This window comes from Paenibacillus periandrae (assembly GCF_022458865.1).
Lineage (GTDB): Bacteria > Bacillota > Bacilli > Paenibacillales > NBRC-103111 > Paenibacillus_S > Paenibacillus_S periandrae.
The window spans coordinates 378,408-397,860 of record NZ_JAJNMU010000005.1; the positions used below are offsets into that span (position 1 = coordinate 378,408).

14 protein-coding genes, 1 tRNA gene and 1 pseudogene are annotated in these 19,453 nt (G+C 44.9%); 7 read left to right on the forward strand and 9 right to left on the reverse strand.

Features of this window, described 5'->3' with window-relative positions; translation table 11 throughout:
* Positions 1-24: 24 nt before the first annotated feature.
* From rplI to LRL21_RS10775, 5 genes are all read right to left on the reverse strand, one after another.
* Complete coding sequence (rplI, locus tag LRL21_RS10755; RefSeq protein ID WP_240415770.1) at positions 25-474, reverse strand: 50S ribosomal protein L9; 450 nt, start codon at positions 472-474, stop codon at positions 25-27.
* A complete protein-coding gene (locus LRL21_RS10760) occupies positions 471-2,435 on the reverse strand; it encodes a DHH family phosphoesterase (RefSeq protein ID WP_240415771.1) in 1,965 nt (654 codons plus the stop codon). The genes rplI and LRL21_RS10760 overlap by 4 nt, the downstream gene beginning before the upstream one ends.
* Before the next feature lie 22 nt (positions 2,436-2,457).
* Entirely contained in the window at positions 2,458-3,378 is a 921-nt protein-coding gene (locus LRL21_RS10765; protein WP_240415772.1) for a DUF2232 domain-containing protein, read from the reverse strand.
* Between the two features lie 70 nt (positions 3,379-3,448).
* The gene (locus LRL21_RS10770; protein ID WP_076237566.1) at positions 3,449-3,865 is read right to left on the reverse strand and encodes a CBS domain-containing protein; all 417 of its coding nucleotides are present in this window, start codon (positions 3,863-3,865) and stop codon (positions 3,449-3,451) included.
* A gap of 269 nt (positions 3,866-4,134) precedes the next feature.
* Positions 4,135-6,738: an Ig-like domain-containing protein gene (locus LRL21_RS10775; protein WP_240415773.1), complete on the reverse strand. Its 2,604-nt coding sequence runs from the start codon at positions 6,736-6,738 to the stop codon at positions 4,135-4,137.
* A gap of 308 nt (positions 6,739-7,046) precedes the next feature.
* Here LRL21_RS10775 and LRL21_RS10780 point away from each other — a divergent pair.
* The 6 genes and pseudogenes from LRL21_RS10780 to LRL21_RS10805 all read left to right on the forward strand — a co-directional run bounded on the left by LRL21_RS10780 (position 7,047) and on the right by LRL21_RS10805 (position 16,843).
* Positions 7,047-9,886 (forward strand): annotated as a pseudogene (locus LRL21_RS10780) (DEAD/DEAH box helicase).
* 238 nt (positions 9,887-10,124) lie between these two features.
* Positions 10,125-11,411: an extracellular solute-binding protein gene (locus LRL21_RS10785; RefSeq protein ID WP_240415774.1), complete on the forward strand. Its 1,287-nt coding sequence runs from the start codon at positions 10,125-10,127 to the stop codon at positions 11,409-11,411.
* 75 nt (positions 11,412-11,486) lie between these two features.
* Entirely contained in the window at positions 11,487-12,371 is an 885-nt protein-coding gene (locus tag LRL21_RS10790) for a carbohydrate ABC transporter permease (protein WP_240415775.1), read from the forward strand.
* Positions 12,372-12,387: 16 nt separating this feature from the next.
* Entirely contained in the window at positions 12,388-13,272 is an 885-nt protein-coding gene (locus tag LRL21_RS10795; RefSeq protein WP_240415776.1) for a carbohydrate ABC transporter permease, read from the forward strand.
* A 155-nt stretch (positions 13,273-13,427) separates the two neighbouring features.
* Positions 13,428-15,212 carry a sensor histidine kinase gene (locus LRL21_RS10800; RefSeq protein WP_240415777.1) on the forward strand — a complete coding sequence of 595 codons (1,785 nt, stop codon included), beginning with the start codon at positions 13,428-13,430 and terminating at the stop codon, positions 15,210-15,212.
* Complete coding sequence (locus LRL21_RS10805) at positions 15,209-16,843, forward strand: response regulator (RefSeq protein WP_240415778.1); 1,635 nt, start codon at positions 15,209-15,211, stop codon at positions 16,841-16,843. Before LRL21_RS10800 ends, LRL21_RS10805 begins: the two co-directional genes overlap by 4 nt.
* 98 nt (positions 16,844-16,941) lie before the next feature.
* Here LRL21_RS10805 and rpsR read toward each other — a convergent pair whose 3' ends face one another.
* Genes rpsR through rpsF form a run of 3 tightly spaced genes read right to left on the reverse strand, consistent with a single transcriptional unit; the run spans position 16,942 to position 18,053 of the window.
* Positions 16,942-17,229: a 30S ribosomal protein S18 gene (gene rpsR / locus LRL21_RS10810; RefSeq protein ID WP_076237573.1), complete on the reverse strand. Its 288-nt coding sequence runs from the start codon at positions 17,227-17,229 to the stop codon at positions 16,942-16,944.
* Between the two features lie 23 nt (positions 17,230-17,252).
* On the reverse strand, positions 17,253-17,726 hold the full coding sequence (gene ssb, locus LRL21_RS10815) for a single-stranded DNA-binding protein (RefSeq protein WP_240415779.1): 474 nt from the start codon (positions 17,724-17,726) through the stop codon (positions 17,253-17,255).
* A 42-nt stretch (positions 17,727-17,768) separates the two neighbouring features.
* On the reverse strand, positions 17,769-18,053 hold the full coding sequence (rpsF, locus tag LRL21_RS10820; RefSeq protein ID WP_091174410.1) for a 30S ribosomal protein S6: 285 nt from the start codon (positions 18,051-18,053) through the stop codon (positions 17,769-17,771).
* A 250-nt stretch (positions 18,054-18,303) separates the two neighbouring features.
* Between rpsF and LRL21_RS10825 the strand changes: the two genes are divergently transcribed.
* Complete coding sequence (locus LRL21_RS10825) at positions 18,304-18,486, forward strand: YjzC family protein (protein ID WP_240415780.1); 183 nt, start codon at positions 18,304-18,306, stop codon at positions 18,484-18,486.
* Positions 18,487-19,361: 875 nt separating this feature from the next.
* On the opposite strand, the gene LRL21_RS10830 is transcribed toward LRL21_RS10825, so the two are convergent.
* Positions 19,362-19,452: transfer RNA gene (locus LRL21_RS10830), tRNA-Ser, on the reverse strand.
* Position 19,453: the final 1 nt, after the last annotated feature.

Below are 19,453 nucleotides of genomic sequence, written 5' to 3' on the forward strand. Positions count from 1 at the left end.
CCCGGGCGCTTCCATCAAGAAAGTTTACTTATCCTCACTGACATGAATCTTCAGCTTAGCGGATACTTCTGTGTGCAGCTTCACACCAACCTCTGTCACACCTAACGTACGAATCGGCTCGTCCATAAGGATTTTCCGCTTATCCAGCTTCAGCTTGAACTGCTTTTCCAGCTCCTCAGCAACCTGCTTGCTTGGAATCGCTCCGAACAAACGGCCATCCTTACCCGACTTTGCCTTCAATTCCACGGTTAACGCTTCCAGCTTCTTCCCAAGCTCGACAGCGTCTGCCTTCTCTTGCTCCTTCTTGCGCTGCTCAGCCTTCTTCTGCTGGTCCAGCATTTTCACTGAACCTTCGTTAGCGGCAGCCGCCAGCTTCTGCGGCAGCAGGAAATTCGTTGCATATCCTTCGGAAACCTCTTTAATATCGCCCTTCTTGCCTTGACCTTTAACGTCCTTTAATAAGATAACTTTCATTCAAAAAGCCCCTCCTCAGCATTCATCTCACTTAAAATTATTTTTAGCTTCTCTGCAGCTGCCTCAAGCGTCCCTTCGAACTGCGTAGCTGCATTCGTTAAATGCCCGCCGCCGCCCATCCGCTCCATGACAACCTGAACATTCAATTGCCCCAGTGAACGGGCGCTGATGCCAACTAATCCATCAGGTCTTTCGCTGATGACGAACGAGGCCGACACACCAGTCATCGTTAGCAGCGTATCGGCAGCCTGAGCAATCAGCAGTTGTGGATATTTACGATTGGGCTCTGTCACGGCTAGTGCAATATGCTCATAAATAACCACTGCATTCTTAATGACTTCCGCACGCTGGATATAAGCCTCCAGATCCTCCTTGAGCAGCCTCTGAATGAGCGAGGAATCGGCTCCATTGCGCCTCAGGAAGGAAGCCGCCTCAAAGGTACGGGCGCCCGTGCTGAGTGAAAAACTTTTCGTATCCACGACAATACCTGCAAGCAGCGCGGTGGCTTCAAGCACACCCATCGTGAGGCGGTCGTTAAAATATTGCAGCAGCTCCGTCACCAGCTCGCAGGTCGAGGAAGCGTAAGGCTCCATGTATACCAATGTCGCGTCCTGAATAAATTCCTCGCCGCGGCGATGATGGTCAACGACAAATTTACGATTCGTCAGCTGCAGCAGCTTCGGCTCGGCTACCATCGACGCTTTATGGGTATCAACAACAACCGCAAGCGAACGTTGATTCGTGATCTGCATCGCCTGCTCCGGTGTAATAAACCAGCGGTTCAGCTTCTCATCCTCATAGATCGTTTCCATCAGCTTCTGGATGGAAGGATTTACCCCTTCGAGCACGATATAGCCTTCCTTATTGCTGACATGGGCCGCTTTGAGCACACCGATTGCCGCACCAATCGAATCCATATCGGGATATCGATGACCCATAATAATAACCTTGTCACATTCCTTGATCAAATCACGCAGCGCATGGGAAATGACCCTTGCCCGAACTCTCGTTCGTTTCTCAACCGCGTTGGATCGGCCTCCATAAAAGGATAACCTTTCACCAATCTTCACAGCAACCTGATCACCGCCGCGGCCTAGTGCCATATCCAGACTTGTCTGCGCCAATTGCCCCAGCTCTGTTAAGGAGTTGTTGCCGGAAGCGATTCCGATACTTAAAGTCAGCTGCAGCTTGTGCTCGATCGTCAGATCGCGAACCTCGTCCAGAATTTCAAATCGTGACTGCTCCAGCATTTTCAGACCCTTCTGGTCAATCAGTATCAAGTAGCGGTCCGAGGCCGTACGACGCAAATACACGTTATACTTTTGCGCCCATTCGGTAATCTCACCGGTTACCTTGGCCATCATGATACTCCTGGCTTGATCATCCATGCCTTGTGTCGCTTCTTCCAGATTATCCATCATAATAATACCGATCGACAATCGTTCTTCCTCATAACGTATGGATAAGGTTTTGTAGGCCGTAATATCCGTCACATACAGCAGCCGTTCATTCGGCTTCACCTGCACCTGATAAATGCACTTGCCAATTGTAATCTCGACCTTGCCTGCATCCTTATCCTTACGGCCTTTCAAAATCGGGAACAGCTCTAATACTCCCTCACCGATCAATGATTCCTTGCCGACCATTTTGGCTACAAACGGATTGTGCCATTCTACGATCTTTTCATCGTTATACAATAAAATGCCGATAGGCAACTCATTGATCACCTCATTGCCTGCCCGCTTGATGCGGTGGGACAATGTCGTTACATACTTATTCATATCCTTGCTGAATGCCTGCTCAGCCCTCATCGTAAAAACACCGAGAACCACGCATACAAGCAAAGCGATCACACCAACTACCCATTGAAAGAGCATGAGCACAAAAATTAATATCGTCATTACTGCAAAAATCCATACGATATGCGAGCCATGCCAACGCTTTAACAGGAACTTCGGCATCCCTTTCGCCCCTAATCCAATCTTATTTTCGAGTCACACGGTCACGGAGCGGAAACGCCGTATCGAACACACCCAGCAGACTTAATATAAAGGGTGCAAAAAGCAACGATACGATAATCCCGCATATCGGCAAAACCCGGTTCCAACGTTTATAGTGAGCCAGGAAAAACAGAAAGGAAATTGCCTGCACTGCGAACAGAAATGTCAGAATAGGCAGCAGGTTAATCAGGATCGTGAATAACATCGAGCTCGTGTCCCTTACAAAAAACTCCATGAACAAAGCAATTACGTAGTACCAAACCAATGATTTGTGAAGCTTCCAATCTCGAATAGGTTTAAACCCGGGAATACGTTCACCTGATCGATTGAGCAGCTTTCTGGCTGCCCAGTGCGTCACTAATACGATAAATAAAGAAATCCCGATCATATAGAGAGGAAGCATATGGCTTGCGATCTTTACCAGCATTTCTTTATCCATGACCAATGAATTTTGCAGGTAAGCAGGCATAATGCTTATGCTTTCCAACATGAACATTTTCATTTTTTCAATCAAATTAATGCCAAAAGCATAACAAACTACCAAGCTAAGCAGCATCTCAGCAAGCAGGGTAAGTGTTCCCGCAGTGACAACATTTCGTGCTGGTGCGCCTTTTTTGTATTGATTGCCCATTTGGAAAACGGGGGGTAAAAAGAATATGGATACGGCAATAAGCATGACAGCAACCCATCCCACCATCAGTAAGGAGGTTGCCAGATAAACGGCAATCAGACTAATTGCGTAAAATACTAAAAATCGTTTCGTATCCAGCTTCACGTACTGTACCAGCAGTGGCACCATCAACAAGCAGATCGTAATGCTACTGACTAGCGGTACCATTATCGACAGCAATAAAACAACCGTCGCCAAGCCCCAACCCAGTAATCCCAAGGAACCATTCCTCAATCCGTTCACCTCTTACACATATGTTCTCACCTTTAACCTGTTAACGATGACTTGACCATTATAACACATCTCACACCTTTTGTTCTGCCTGCCACAACTTGAAGCAATAATCAATAATTTCTCGTCTGCGAATGATTCCGATAAAAACCTCATTATCATCAATTACGGGAACATAGTTCTGGTTGGTTGCGAGCAGGATCAGATCCTCCATCTGTTGATCAATCCGAACCGGTTTGATTTCCACATGCTGAGCGACATCCTTCAACAGGACTTTGTGCGTATGGTCAAATCCGATTTGCGGCTCACGTTTGAGCTTCCACAATAAATCGCCCTCCGTAATCGTCCCGGCATATTTGCCGGCATCGTCGATGAGCGGTACTGCCGAATACCGATGGTATTCCATTCTTTCAAGCGCTTGGCGCATCGTGGAATTCGGAGATAAGTAAATGACGTCTTCTTTAGGAACAAGAAAAAACGCGATGTTCACAAAACCAATCCTTTCTTGACTGAAATCACAGTATACCCTATCTACTTAATAATACACTATGACGCAATTAGAAGATATACAACTAAACCTCTTCTATATTTAACAAGAGTAGATAATAACAGGAACTATCCCCATCTATGTCCACCGAGCTTCCTTCTTTCAGCGTCTGAAGCAGCATCCCAGACGCATGCTGCAATTGTATGCTCTTATACGCCATGAAAAAAGCACAGCCAGCGCAAGGCTGACTATGCTTTCATTATCTATCTCTATTATTTAACAGTAACCTGCACGTACCATCTGATATTGGAGAACGTAACCGTTATTCTCGTTTTCCCTTTGCCGGTCGCTTTAATTACGCCATCCTTTACATCGGCAATCATACTATTCGCTGATGTCCACATTGCGGGAATGGTAACATCCTCATCTGAGCCATCCGAGTAAGTTCCTGTTGCTGTAATCTGAACCTCTTGACCTTCAGTAAGATCTACCTTCACAACATCTGTCTTCAAATATTTGAGCGTGTTCACATCGATAGGCAAGCCGATCGATTTACCACCGAAAGTCCCTGTTACGATCGCTTTACCGGAGCCTGTAGCCGTAATCGTTCCCGCAGTCACATCAGCCACTTTATAGGCCGAGGTTTTCCAGGTAGCCGCGGAAGTCACATCTCTTGTGCTCCCATCAGACAACGTTGCGGTCAGCTTTACAGGAACTGACAGACCTGTCTTCATCGAAATGAATCGTTGATCGACTTCCAGCTTTTGCACAACTCCGATTTCTACGCTGATGGTAACACTTTTACCACCATAACTCGCTGTAATCGTCGCTTTACCTCTGGATACCGGAGTAATAGTCCCCTTGGACACCTGCACAATTTGTGCATTGCTTGTTTTCCATTCGGCCTCAGCTTCTACATTTTTGGTTGCATTTAATGGATCTGTTGCCGTTAACACAATTTGCTTGATCTCACCCAGATCAAATACCAAATAGGTGCTGCTTGCGGTCAAGTCATCGGCCGTATCCACACTGACCGTAATGCTGACTGATTTGTTATCCAGGGTTGCGGTAATCGTAGATTGACCCGAGCCCACAGCTGTCAATTTACCAGCCTCAACGGTTACAGCCTTCAGGTTGGAGCTAGTCCATACCGCTTCAGTTCCGGCATCCTCTTTGATCGTGCCGTCCTTGTACTTCGCTTTTACTACAATATTGTTGACGTCGCCCTTTTTCAAAACCAGCTCTGTTTTTTCCGTTGTCAAACTTTCCAATACACCTACGGTTACCTGAATCGTTACTGTTCTTGTTCCATATTTGGCCGTAACCACAGAGGAGCCTGTTGCAAGACCCGTTATCAAACCACCTGAAACATCAACAACTTCAGGAGCGCTGGATTTCCATTCCGCTGCGCTGGTTACCGTATCTTTTCTGGTTGCATCATTGGCGTAGGATGCTTCCAAAGTGATTTGTTCCGAGCTGCCAACCGCCAAATTTACCGTTTTCTTATTTGCTGTCACGAAGCTTGGGATATCCACCAATACTTTAATCTGAATAGTTTTACCTCCGTAAGTGGCTGTAACCAGCGCCTCACCGGATTTGTAAGCAGTAATTTTACCTTTTACTACATCGATCGCCGCGCTGTTGTCTACGGTCCATTCAGCACGGTCTGTGACAGCCTCTCTCGGTGCGGTAGAATCCGCATAAGTAGCGTACAAAATAATTTGTGAATTTTGTCCCGATTTTAATGAAATGGTTTCTTCATCCACTTCCAGTCTGCGCGGCACATCGACATAGATCGTTCTAGTAATTTGCTTTTCGCCATACTTGGCCGTAATCGTAACTTCACCGATCTCATTGGCTGTAAGTTTGCCTTTTAACGCATAGACGATACTGTCATCACTGGAGGACCATTCAGCACGATCCGTAATATTCTCTGTATTTCCATTGGCATAGGTTGCATTCAGCGTAAGCTGCAAGGTTCCATTTTTCTTCATCAAATGTGTCTGCTCAACGAAATCCAGCTTGATCGCATTGTCGACATCTACTTTAATCGTTGTGCTTTTTGTTCCATACGTAGCCTTTAACGTGGCTTGACCCGGGCCATATCCGGTAACCGTGCCTTTAAGCACATCAGCAACCGTAGACTTATCCGTTTCCCACTCTGCCTTTTCCGCTACATCCTCCGTCGTTCCATCTGGATATGTCGCCATCAACTTGATCTTCTCCGTACCCTTCAGCAGCAACGATACCTGGGATTTATCGGCATCAATACGCTGAACGATTTCTACATTGACGGGCAAGCTTAAGCTTAAGCTATTGTATTTAGCCGTAATTGTAGCTTTACCTGAGCTGAGACCCTTCACCAGTCCATTGGTAACGGTAGCGATGGAGTTGTTGTCGCTGCTCCAGTCGGCTTTATTAGTTACGTCAGCGGACGTACCGTCATCATAATAGGCTGTAATCAATATATTATCCGACTGATTCAAACGTAAATTAATCAACTGCTTATCTTTGGTTAATGATTTCACTTTTTTAGTTACAGTTACATGAATAATAACGGTTTTGCCCATGTAAGTAGCTGTTACCGTAGCGGTGCCTTCCTTCTTCGCTGATATGGCGCCAGCATATACGGTTGCCACATCCGTCGCCCCGGAATTCCACTCTGTCTTAACTGTTACATTCTCGGTACTACCACTTGTAAACACCGCAGTTGCTGTTATATTCGACGTGCTTCCTACCTCTAGAGTGACCTCATTCTTGCTCACTACTAAACTTGCAATGTCGTCTGCCGCCAACACACGGGTTCCGTTCAAATTGCCTGCTGCCACAATCAGCACGAGTAACAAGGATAATACTCTAGCCATTCTAACCATCATAAATAATTTACCTCCATTAATTTAAATCTTCTTTCTTCAGGTCCAGCTATACTTGATCCTACTATCGACATTGGCATCAGGGCATTGATTTTCATGCAAAAACATGACTTCTAAGTTTTATCGGAATTTTGTCGATTAAAATGAATACCTGACTGTCGATTCTTTGCTGAATCCAACCCGACTAGCTGTAGTTATTCACAAAATAAGGACAAAGGGCTTTTGTTTTTTTTGTGTTCGATTCTGTTATCATAGAATGTAGCCCTATTCGGATCATCAAGCCTGTACGCAAAGAAAGAAGGATTTCTGTTATGAGCTTTCAACTGACCCATGGGGTTATTAAATTGTTATGCGGCCGATTTGCCTACGAGGATGGAGAGGCCTACTATCAGAACCATAAAGTAAAGCTGATCGAACAGAATACCGATGAGTGCATCTATGAAGCGGAGGTTCAAGGAACACGCCTCTATCAGGCTAAGGTCCAGATCGATCTGCAAGGTGATATTGATGCCGAGTGCACCTGTCCTTCACATTCCCGGCATCCTTACTGTAAGCATATTGCCGCCTTGCTGCTGCACATACATGATAGCCAACATTCAGACCGATCACCTGTTCGTTCCGGGAGCTCCTCGCGCAGAGCTTCGGGGAGCTCGGCGACAGATCTGCGACTTATGGATGAAATGCTCGATCTTTTCAGCGAGAAGCCACTGCGGCCCACCAGTTCACGATCTCTAATGCATACACGGCTGATGCTGGATATGGAAATCATTTGTCGGCCTTTCACCTACAGCTATCGCAAGCATATGCTCGGTATTGAGCTGAAAATAGGTCCGAAACGACTCTACATCGTGCAAAAAATAAGAGAGTTTCTTGACCGCTTTGACAAACGGGAAGCTTATGTGTTTTCCAAGCATTTTATATATGATCCGCTGCTGCACAGCATTCAGGAGCAGCAGGCTGCCATTCTTCAGCAGCTTATCGAGATTTATCACAATGAAAAGATGTACCGAGAAACGCTGAATGGTTACTCCATGCATACCAGCAGCTCCAGCGGTGAACGGATGCTGCTGATCCCACCGCTCTCCTGGGCGTCTCTCTACCCGTTGCTTGCAGCGGCACCTGGTGTACAGCTCCATCAGGGTAACCGCATCTTTGAAGGTGTTCATGTATCAGACGAGCCTATCCCGCTCCAGTTTGAGTTCGATGAGGCACAGGCAGAAGGCTACCAGTTGGACGTTCAAGGAATGGAAACCTTGACTGTCATGGAAGCGTATGGTCTTGTCCTGTCCGAAGGAAAGCTGTTGAAGGTGCAGCCAAATTCGATCAAGCGGCTTTCGGAATTGAAGCATATACTGGCCGACTCTCGTAACCGCCACATTCAGATTCCACAGGAGCAAATGGAAGCTTTTATGGAGAAAGTCATCCCCAGTCTCATGAAGCTGGGCAGCGTCAGCATTGCTCATGCGATTTCCGAACGTATTGTACATTTGTCTTTAAAGGCCAAGCTGTATTTGGATCGGGTCAAATCGCGGCTGCTGGCCGGATTGGAATTTCAATATGGCGATATTGTCATTAATCCTCTGGAAGCAAATGGCCCCGTGCGCGGTTCGGACCGGATTCTGATGCGGGACGGCGAGCAGGAACGACGCATTCTGGAGCTGATGGAGCAGTCTCCTTTTGCCAAAACCGATGCCGGGTATTTTATGGATGATGAGGATTCGGAATACGAGTTTTTGTATCATACGGTCCCTGAGCTTGAAAAGCTTCTTGATGTATATGCAACCTCTGCCGTAAAGGCAAGGCTGCACAGCGGCCCTGTAGCTCCCAAAGTAACCGTGGATATGAATGAACGGACAGATTGGCTCGAATTCCGCTTTGAGATGGAAGGAATTCCAGATTCGGATATTCGCCAGCTGTTACAGGCCCTTGAGGAGAAGCATAAATATTATCGTCTGCCGAATGGTTCCCTGCTTCCACTCGAAGGCTCGGAGTTTCAGGAAATCATTCGCTTTATGAACGAAATCGGTATCCAGAAAGCTGAGTTGTCGGGGCCTAACATACGGCTGCCTGTGCTCCGCGGCATGTATTTATTGGACTCACCCAGACAAGGCAATGCCATTAAGCTCGGCAAATCGTTTCGTCGACTGCTGGAAAATATGCGTAACCCGGACCATTTGGATTTCCCTGTGCCGGACAGCCTGTCTTCTGTGCTGCGGGATTACCAGCATTATGGATATCAATGGTTACGGACGTTGGCCCATTACCATTTTGGCGGCATCCTGGCTGACGATATGGGACTCGGCAAGACGCTGCAAAGCATCGCATTTATTCTATCCATGCTTCCGGAGATTCGTAATCGACAACAGCCTGCAATCATCGTCTCTCCTGCATCGCTGATTTACAACTGGCACAATGAGCTTAAGAAATTCGCACCCGAGCTGCGTGCAGTCATTGTGGACGGCAGCAAGGAGGAACGCAGCAATAAGCTGAAGGTTACGCCTGATGCTCAGGTGGATGTCATCATTACCTCTTACCCGCTACTGCGCCGGGACATCGAGCTGTATGCCCGGCTATCGTTTCATACACTGATCTTGGATGAGGCTCAATTCTTCAAGAACCATACGACGCAAACGGCAAAGGCAGTCAAGACGATTCAGGCGGTTTACCGGTTTGCGCTTACGGGAACGCCAGTAGAGAACAGGCTGGAGGAATTATGGTCGATTTTCGACGCCGTATTTCCCGAGCTGTTTCCGAGCCGCAAGACATTTAATGAATTCTCGACGGGAGCACACCTGCATCTGAGCGCGTAGCGCTGTGCAATCGATTTAACGAGGGCGAGCGCGATCTGTTTCTCATTTCGTTGAAAGCGGGCGGTACCGGACTGAATCTGACTGGAGCCGATATGGTCATCCTTTACGATCTGTGGTGGAATCCCGCTGTGGAGCAGCAGGCAGCCGACCGGGCACATCGAATTGGGCAGAAAAACGTTGTACAGGTGATTCGTCTCGTCACCCAGGGTACCGTCGAGGATAAAATGTATGAGCTGCAGCAGAAGAAAAAGAATCTGATCGACGAAGTCATTCAGCCTGGACAAGAGGCCTTGTCTACGTTAACAGAGCAGGAGCTTCGCGAAATTTTGATGATACCATAAGGATGAAACTCAAGATTGCGCTCGAACAGTAACCCTTACGTAACCCGAGGCCGTGTATATCACGGCTTTTTTTATTGATTTAATCAATTAATGAAGTATGAAACTATAGCTTCCAAACAAAACGAACAAAATATTTACGAGCGAGCCCAAAAATATTCCATTCAATTTAAATATCAGGATGACTATAATTTGAACAGGAAACGAACGAAAATCATCATTAGCCATAGGGGGAATCAACTTGATTCATAAAAAGAAAATGTTAGTACCGCTGTTGATATGCAGCAGCACACTTATTTTTACGGCATGTGGTCATACACCTGAAGCGTCCACGGATGGAGGCAAAAAACCAGCTCAAGAAGGCGGGGCACTGACTCTATGGATGTTTGATACGACCGATTATATAAAACCGGCAGCCGAAGAGGTAGCCAAAGAAATGAACCTGAAGTTGAATTACGAGTTCATTAATCCGGAAACGTACAAGACCAAAATCAAAGTCGCAGTTGCAGCCAATGAGCTGCCAGATGTATTCGGACAATATAACGGCAGATCCGAACGCGAATTAATATTGAATTCAAAAATGGCGGCACCGTTAAACGATGTGTTGAAATCGACTGGACTCGAATCCAAATATTTAAACGGCAGCCTGATTAAGGAGGCTGACGGTAACGTTTACTCCATGCCCTACCGTTCAGAGCAATCCGAGGTGTTAGCTTACAATAAAAAACTGTTGGCAGAAATGGGGCTTCAACCTCCAAAAACGTGGGAAGAGCTTGTTAATGTCATCAAGGCTGCCAACTCCAAAAATATCGTTCCCATTGCTTTAGGCGGGAAGGATCGTTGGCCGGGGGATTTGATTTACAATACGCTCGTGCTACGAGAAGACGTAGACGCTTATGCCAAAGCGCAAAAAGGCGAAGGTAAATTCACCGATAAGCCTTTCGAGGATGCGGCTCAGAAAATCATTCAGTTAGTCAACGAGAAGGCATTTCAACCCGGGTTTTTAGGAAATAGCGACCTTGAGGCGCGTGAAATGTTTTATAGCGGTAAAGCGTTGATGATCATGAATGGCTCCTGGATTTTTGCTAAAGCGATCCCTGCCCTTGGGGACGATCTCGGATATATCAAATTCCCACAAACCGGAGCAGCCAAAGATCCATTTAGCTCCAATACAGGAGATCGGAACAACGCACCTTACGGTTTATTCGTCAACGTTCAATCCAAGCAGCTGCAAAAAGCAAAGGAATTCGCTATCCGATATTCTCTGAAGGTTAACGATCAGCTCGTCAAATCCGGTCAACCATCCTATGCAAATACAGAAGCTAAGCCGGATAAAAAAATCAACGAAGCATATGCTCAATATTTGGACGATTACAAAGGCTACAAATTTATTCAAACGTATTGGTATGATACGGTACCGGCCGCTGTAGGGGACGAATATCGCGATCTGAATCAAAAGCTATACACTGGAACGTTATCCGCTGCCGAGTTTACCCAAAAAATGGAACAAATTATGAAAAAACGATAGATGAATGTTGAGAGGCACTTATACCTCGGTAGTGCCTCTTTTACCATGTCTAGAATTGTAGAGGGGGGATTTTACATGGAAAAAGCTTTATCGAACCGCTGGGTGCTAAGTTTATTTTTATTGCCTGGTTTACTGTTGTTCACAGTTTTCTTTATATACCCTGTTGCCCAAACCGTCTATTACAGCTTGCATCAATGGGATGGCGTAACCCCTATGAAGTTTATCGGAATAGATAACTATGTGAAGATGATGACTGACGATCCGAATTTTGCAAAAGCGTTCAAAAATGGCTTGATTTTCGTTTTTTTCTCATTGCTTTTTCAGCTTCCGTCAGCCTTTGTATTGGCACTGCTCGTTTCCAGAAAGGTTAAAGGAAGCAAATGGTTCCGTAACATCTATTTCTTCCCTGTTATCATGTCAACCACGATGGTTAGCTTGATGTGGGGGAAAATGTTCGATCCTACCATAGGTTTAATCAACAGCTTCTTCCGAGCCATTGGATTAGGATCATGGGCACAGCTATGGCTGGGCGATAGTCATACAGCGATCTATGCGGTTGCATTTGTCCTTGTCTGGCATTATATCGGGTACCATATGCTGATTATGTACGCAGGCATTCAGAGCATCCCTGAGCAGATTTACGAGGCTGCCAAGCTGGATGGCGCTACAAGCTGGAAGCTGGTGTATCACATTACCATCCCTCTGTTAGCCGATGTGCTCAAAGTCAATGTAGTTCTATCCGTAGTCGGTTCTCTAAAAGTATTTGAGCAAATCTATGTCATGACAGGCGGCGGGCCTGACAATAGTACGACGGTTATCGCCCTGCGCATGTTCCAGGAGGCATTCCTGAAAATGAATTTTGGTTATGGGAGTGCGTTGGCTGTTTTTCTGGTAATCCAGTGCATGGGAATCGCTTGGCTCATCAATAAACTATTTTCCAGAAGTGTTGCTCGATTGTAGGAGGGATTTATGCCATATGATAATTGAAAAAAACAGTTCTTCATCCTTTACTTCCACTAGGAATTGGGATCGTAATTCAAAGTCAGTTAAGAAGCTCAGTGTATATACGATTATGGTGATTATCGCTCTGCTGCAATTGATTCCTTTAGCCTGGTTAGTCTTGATTTCGTTTAAAAATAATTCCGAAATCCAACTTGGCGGCATATTTAGCCTTCCTAAAGTGTGGCTGTTCAGCAATTATTCATCTGCCTGGATTCAAGGGCAAGTCGGCGAGAACTTTTTAAATAGTTTAATTGTTGGTGTCATTACCGTATTTTTCGTTCTGTTGCTTAGCTCTATGATGGCCTATGCGCTTACGCGGATGAGGTTTAAGTTCAATAATGTATTGCTGCTCATCTTGCTTGCTGGCGTCATGGTTCCGATTCACGCCACATTGGTGCCGCTGTTTATACTGTTGAAAAATCTCGGATTGCTCAAGACACAATTGTCGATCATTCTTCCTTACATAACTATCAATATTCCGGTGGGCATATTTATTCTTTCAAGTTTTTTGCGTAGCTTGCCCAAGGAATTGGAGGAAGCCGCATTTATTGACGGATACGGGATTATTCGCACCTTTTTCCAGGTCGTCCTTCCCCTCTTGAAGCCAACACTCGCCTCTGTTGGAATCTTTACATTCCTCCATGTATGGAATGAACTGCTTATGGCCGCCACCTTTATTCAAAAATCTTCACTCCGTACGCTCCCCTTGGGCTTGATGAATTTTAGTGGAGAGTATAGTGTGGAGTGGGGGCCGCTATGTGCAGCAATGTTAATCTCAACCATTCCTTTGATTCTCATTTATATTTACTTTAGTGAACAAATGGAGAAAAGCTTTACAGCTGGCTCTATCTTAAAATAGACAATACCATCTATTGGATAGGTGACATTAAAGGATAACTGCATAGATTACCGAATACAGAAGGAGGAGCAGCATGATAGGTAGCTCCTCTTTGATTTACGTGCATATCGTTTATAGGTGGGGATTTTATTAAAGCAATCACATATTTTCAGGACATGCCGATTCGCAAAAAAATTCAGATTATCAATATACTAATCATTTTACCCAGCATTCTTTTTCTTACGATCACTCTATACAATATGACACTTAATCAGGTCATGGAGCGTGCCCTTCGCAGCTCCGACCATAAGCTGGAGTTAATCACCAGCACGATCAACACTTTATTTAATAATATAGAGAATTATTCCAAGCTGGCGATTATTAATAAGCCTTACCAGTCCGTACTGAATTCAGACGGTACCGATCCACAAAGCCTCGAAGACATTCAACTGATGTATGTAGGATTAACTTCATTGGTAGAATCGAGCCCGTACATTGATTCTGTCGTCATCCAGTCGATTCAAGGGAATAAAACCTACTATACCAACAATTTAACTAATGTTACTGAAAACAACCTTTCCATCTATCCGGGAGAGCAGCTTATCCAGGCAAAAGGATCAGCGGTGTGGATTGAAACCTTTCAGAGCCCCTTTCTTGTCAATGCTCAACATATACATTTGCTCGCCGTTGGGAGACGAATTATTAATATAAGCAATGGTATCCCTCTGGGCTATATTTATATCAATATGGATGAGAGCAAACTGTCCAAGCTATATGGCAGCGATGAAGAAGGCATACAAAGCAAGATGATGATTATTAATGCTAATGGAACTATCATCTCTTCGAATGATCCGGGCTTGCTGCAGACAACCTTGGAGAAAGAGAAATTACAAATGATATTCAGCAGTGACAACAGCTCGCAAATCTTCGATAATGGCAAAGAAACAACGATTATTTCCTCCAAGGCTTTAAGTAATAAGGATTGGCGTATCGTTTATGAGGTGCCCAGCAAAGCGCTCATGAAGGATCAGTGGAAAATCACCCTGTTTATTTTGGGTTACGGGGCATTGGGATTATTGTTCGCCCTGGTCCTTTCGATTGTTTTCTCTAATTGGATTACGAAACCGATCATCAGGTTAAGCCGCGCCATGATGGCTGTTGGGGATGGTAAGCTGGACACACGATCACCCATCACTTCAAAAGATGAAGTCGGTCAGCTCGCTTATAAGTTCAATGATATGGTTGGAGAGATCCAAGGGTTAATGGACACCGTAAATCAAGAGGAGAAGCAAAAAAGGAGCTTGGAGCTCCGACTGATGTACTCGCAGATTAAACCTCACTTTTTATATAATACCTTGGAAACGATTCGTTCCATGGCATTGATGACGAAGGCACATGACATCAGTAAGGTAGTCAAAGCTTTGGGTGACTTTTACCGGATGTCGCTCAATAAAGGCCAAGAGCTTATCCCTGTCATACAGGAAAAGAAGCACCTGGAAAGCTACTTATACATACAAACGATCAGATACAGTCATATCGATTATATCATTGACTTTGATAGCCAGATAGAAAATTGCCGCATACCGAATATGCTGCTGCAGCCGCTCGTCGAAAATTCAATTCAACATGGATTAAGAGAAAAGCAGACAGGTGCATTGTGCAAAATATCGGGGTTCATTGAAACCAAGGATGACGCTGACGTTGTATGCTTTGTCATCAAGGATAACGGTAAGGGGATGAATGAGGAGCAGCTCGCCAATATATGGCATCGGGAACAGAGCCAGCTTGATTTATCCAGCTTTGGTATCCGCAATATACAAGAACGTATTCAGCTCCGATATGGCCCGGGTTATGGTATTAGCATCTCTTCGGTCATGGGATCAGGTGTGGAAGTACAGCTGAGAATACCTATTGCTTTTGACAAAAAAGGACTTTCAGAAAGGTCTGTAAAGAGTTCATGACAACTAACTGTTATCGCGTAATGATTGTGGACGATGAGTATTATTTTCGCAAGCTTCTTATCCATTTGATCGATTGGACTCAGCTCGGATATGTGATTGAGGATGAAGCTGAGAATGGCTCCCAAGCGTTGGAATTGGCGCACAACCATCATTATGATTTAATTATCGTTGATATTAACATGCCAGGTATGACAGGACTCGATTTTGTTGAAGCATTAAGAACTGCAAGCATTGAGGCCAAAGTTATTTTTATTACAAGCTATGATATTTTTGAATATGCGAGAGCGGCCGTAAGCTTAGGAGCCTCTTACTATTTGCTGAAGCCGATCGACGAAGATGAACTGATGAAAGCATTAATCGAAATTCGGGGCAATCTGGACAGGGAATCAGAAGACACCGACTATTTGACAACGCTGAAGGAGCAGGCTGAGCGAGCGAAGCCTCTTATCAAGGATCAGTTTGTCCGCCAGCTTTTACTTCATGAGCCTTCCGTTCAGCCGGAAATACTAGAGCGTCAAGCTGAGTACTATCACATTCCTATAAGTCCTGTTTATGTAGTCATTGTGGCAGAGATTGATCAATTAAACCATCGGTTTAACAAAGAGGAAGAGCGCCAGCTTTGGCGATTTGCGGTTAAAAATATTTTACAGGAAAGTCTGGAGACCGGCGGAGCTTATTGTGAGGTCATTGATGGAGAGGACAACCACGTCGTCGTTTTGACCGGCTTCCCACAGATTACAGACTCCGAGCTGTATACGCTTTGCGAGCATGCCCGAACCTTTATTGATCATAGAATGAAGCTTCGCATTACTTTGGCTTTTGGACAAACATATGAAAGCTTGAGTCAGGTGCACCTTTCCTATTCAGAAAGTGTTCATGCTTTAAAGCAAAAGTTCATCAATGGGGGCAATCAGGTTATCGCCTATACCGATGAACAAATCAACTCCGAGGATGCCATATTTTCTCCACCTCTGAACCGGGTTGAGTGGCTTAGGGTCATTCGTCAAAGAAATCGTGAAGAAGTGGTTCATAAAATCGATGAAAGCTGTTTGGAGCTTATCAACAATCGTGCGAGTAAAGAAACGGCGTTGTTTGTTTTGATGGAATGTATTTCTTTGGGCAACACAGCCATCCTGGAGCAAGGCGGGACTCTTCCTATAGGCTGGATGACAGACCGCCACCCTCTGTTTCGGCAAATGCAAGGTCTGGAGACCGTCACCAGTATGCAGCAGTGGCTTGTTACTTTTTTTGATGACATTGTATTAAGAGAGCTGGATGATCAGCTTCCGCGCCGTAGAGGCTCTGACATTGTGATCAAAGCAAAAGAATATATCGAAAACCAATTCTCTCAGGAGTCCATCACCTTGCAGCAAGCGGCGCGGGAATTATCCGTGAATCCAAGTTATTTAAGCCATATTTTCAAAAAGGAAACAGGGAAATCCTTTATTGAATTTTTGACAGATATGCGGCTGGATAAGGCCATGGAATTGTTGAAGGATGTTCCTCATGGAACATCGGTATCGCTCAAGATCGTCGACGTTTCACAAAGTGTAGGTTATGCCGATCCGTACTATTTCAGTAGATGCTTCAAAAAGAAATTTGGGGTCGTACCGAGTAAAATCCTGTTATAAAAACTCAGTACTCCGTCCTTCGTATATGTAAAAACACAAAAGCTGCCTCCGAGTCATTACGACTTGGGGACAGCTTTTTTTGGGGAATCGTTACCTAACTATTCCGTTGTGTATGGCAGCAATGCGATTTGACGCGAGCGTTTGATCGCAATTGTCAATGCACGTTGGTATTTAGCAGAAGTACCTGTAACACGACGCGGAAGAATCTTACCACGTTCGCTTACAAATTTCTTCAGAGTTTCGATATCCTTATAGTCAATGTGAGTAATTTTATTCACAGTGAAGTAACATACTTTACGACGTTTTCCGCCTTTGCCACCCTTACGGCCGCCAAATTTGCGTTCGCCACGTTCTTCGCTATTGTTATCTCTTCTTTGAAAACCCATTCGTTTATTCAGTCCTTTCTACGTCAAAATGGCAAATCATCATCGGAAATATCAATCGGTTTTCCGTCATCCTGAAATGGATCTTGATTGTTGTCGCGCGGTCCAGCATTACGCTGTTGACCATAGCCTTGATCTTGACGGCCGCCCATTCCTTCTTCACGATTTCCTACACCACTATTGGAAGATTCCAGGAAACGTACATTATCAGCAACGACTTCCGTCACGTATACGCGGCGACCTTCGTTATTGTCATAGTTACGCACCTGCATTCTGCCTTCTACTGCGGCAAGTCTACCTTTACGCAGATAGTTGGCACATGTTTCAGCAAGCTGACGCCATGTCACAACAGGGATAAAGTCTGCTTCCCGTTCCTTCTGTTGGTTCGCATAAGGACGATCCACAGCTAGTGTAAACGTAGTTACAGCTACTCCCGCAGGAGTATAACGCAATTCAGGGTCTTTAGTAAGCCTTCCGATCAGAATCACACGATTTAGCAATCTAAACCCTCCCAGCATGTCAATTACAGCATTTCGTACTGCTTACGCTACATCTTGTGTGATCAGGAAACGAATGATTTCATCAGAAATCTTCATTACACGATCAAGCTCGGTCAATACCGCATTGTTAGCGTTGAACTTAACTAACACATAATGGCCATCACGATGCTTGTTGATCTCATACGCAAGACGGCGCTTACCCATTACATCATGCTTCGTAATTTCTCCACCGTTGTTGATGATGTTTTGAAACTTTTCAACCGTAGCCTGAACAGCTTCTTGTTCGATATCCGGACGAATGATATACATAATCTCATATTTGCGCATGGTTTCACCTCCTTTTGGACTAAACGGCTCCACAGATCGACAAGAGTCAATCGGAGCAAGGAGCGAGCAATTAAATAGTATTCAAAACTCGCACTGTAATACTATATCAAAACGTGAGGACAATAACAAGTGCAAGTTCAAATGCTTCTTCTTAATGTCCCCAAAAGGGATAGTTGGCAATATTTATCGTCATGACTTGAGCACTTGCGGGGCAATCTATCTATATACTTCGTAAGGAGGTCTAACAACGATGGGCGAATGGCGTCAATTCAGTCCAGGTGATACAGCTCCCAATGACGGGAAGTACATCGAGGTCGGAGAAAATGATTTTCACATGGGCATCAATGATCCCCAAATCATTACCTTGGCGAAAGGTGAGGCTTTCCCGCAAACCTCCAACCATAACCGCAAGTGGATACGTAGAAAAGCGTAGGTCAAGCCCTCTACACCCGCACACACGGCTTTAAAGGGGGTGTAGAGGCCCATAACAACATTAAAGGAGCATCCTTATGAGATACACTTATACCCTGCTCTTGACAGCTATAGGAGCCGCACTGTGCCTGATGCACATGATTGGCCACGATTCGGACCCTGTCTATATGATTTTTTACAGTCTTAGCATCCCCGCCTGGATTTACTCTTTGTTTACCTACACCAGAGTTAGCATGACTCTTCTCTATACTACGACTATTTTATCTTGGACTCTTATTGGCTACGTGATCGATCGTTTGTCATGGAGAAAAAGGGTCAGGCATTAGCTCCGTCGGTTATTTATCTTGTTGAGAAGGATAATCGTTCTCATATACTTATTTTTTATAACAAACTTTACTTTAGTAAGTGAATGATTTATACTTAACAATAAGTAAAACCAAATAGGCAGGAGGCTACACAAATGGGTAAATGTGCATGTGGTAACACTCAAAACACGGAAGGCAACTGCGACGGATCTCACGCTAAGAAAGACAGCAAATAATTCCTCTCCAAAAGGCTGCAGCACAAAAAAGACCACGGATCTTTATGATCTGTGGTCTTTTTTGTGCTGCAGCCCATTTTTTATCATTGTGGATTCATTTTGTGGATATGTGAATAGGTAGCTGAATTTCATGTTTAGTCTGGTTATCCACATGTGTACAACATCACACTCCATCTTATCCCCAATGTTAACAATTTCGGATGACTGCAAAGATATTCACAACGGGACAAAAAAAGCCTTTCACGACCTGAATCGTAAAAGACTTCTTTCTACTGCTTATTTAGCTTATGTACCTTACCGTATATGAACCGCACACAGCGGACCTTAAACGAAAATGGCGGAAAGGGTGGGAGTCGAACCCACGCACGCCTTGCGACGCCTAACTGATTTCGAGTCAGCCCCCTTGGACCACTTGGGTACCTTTCCA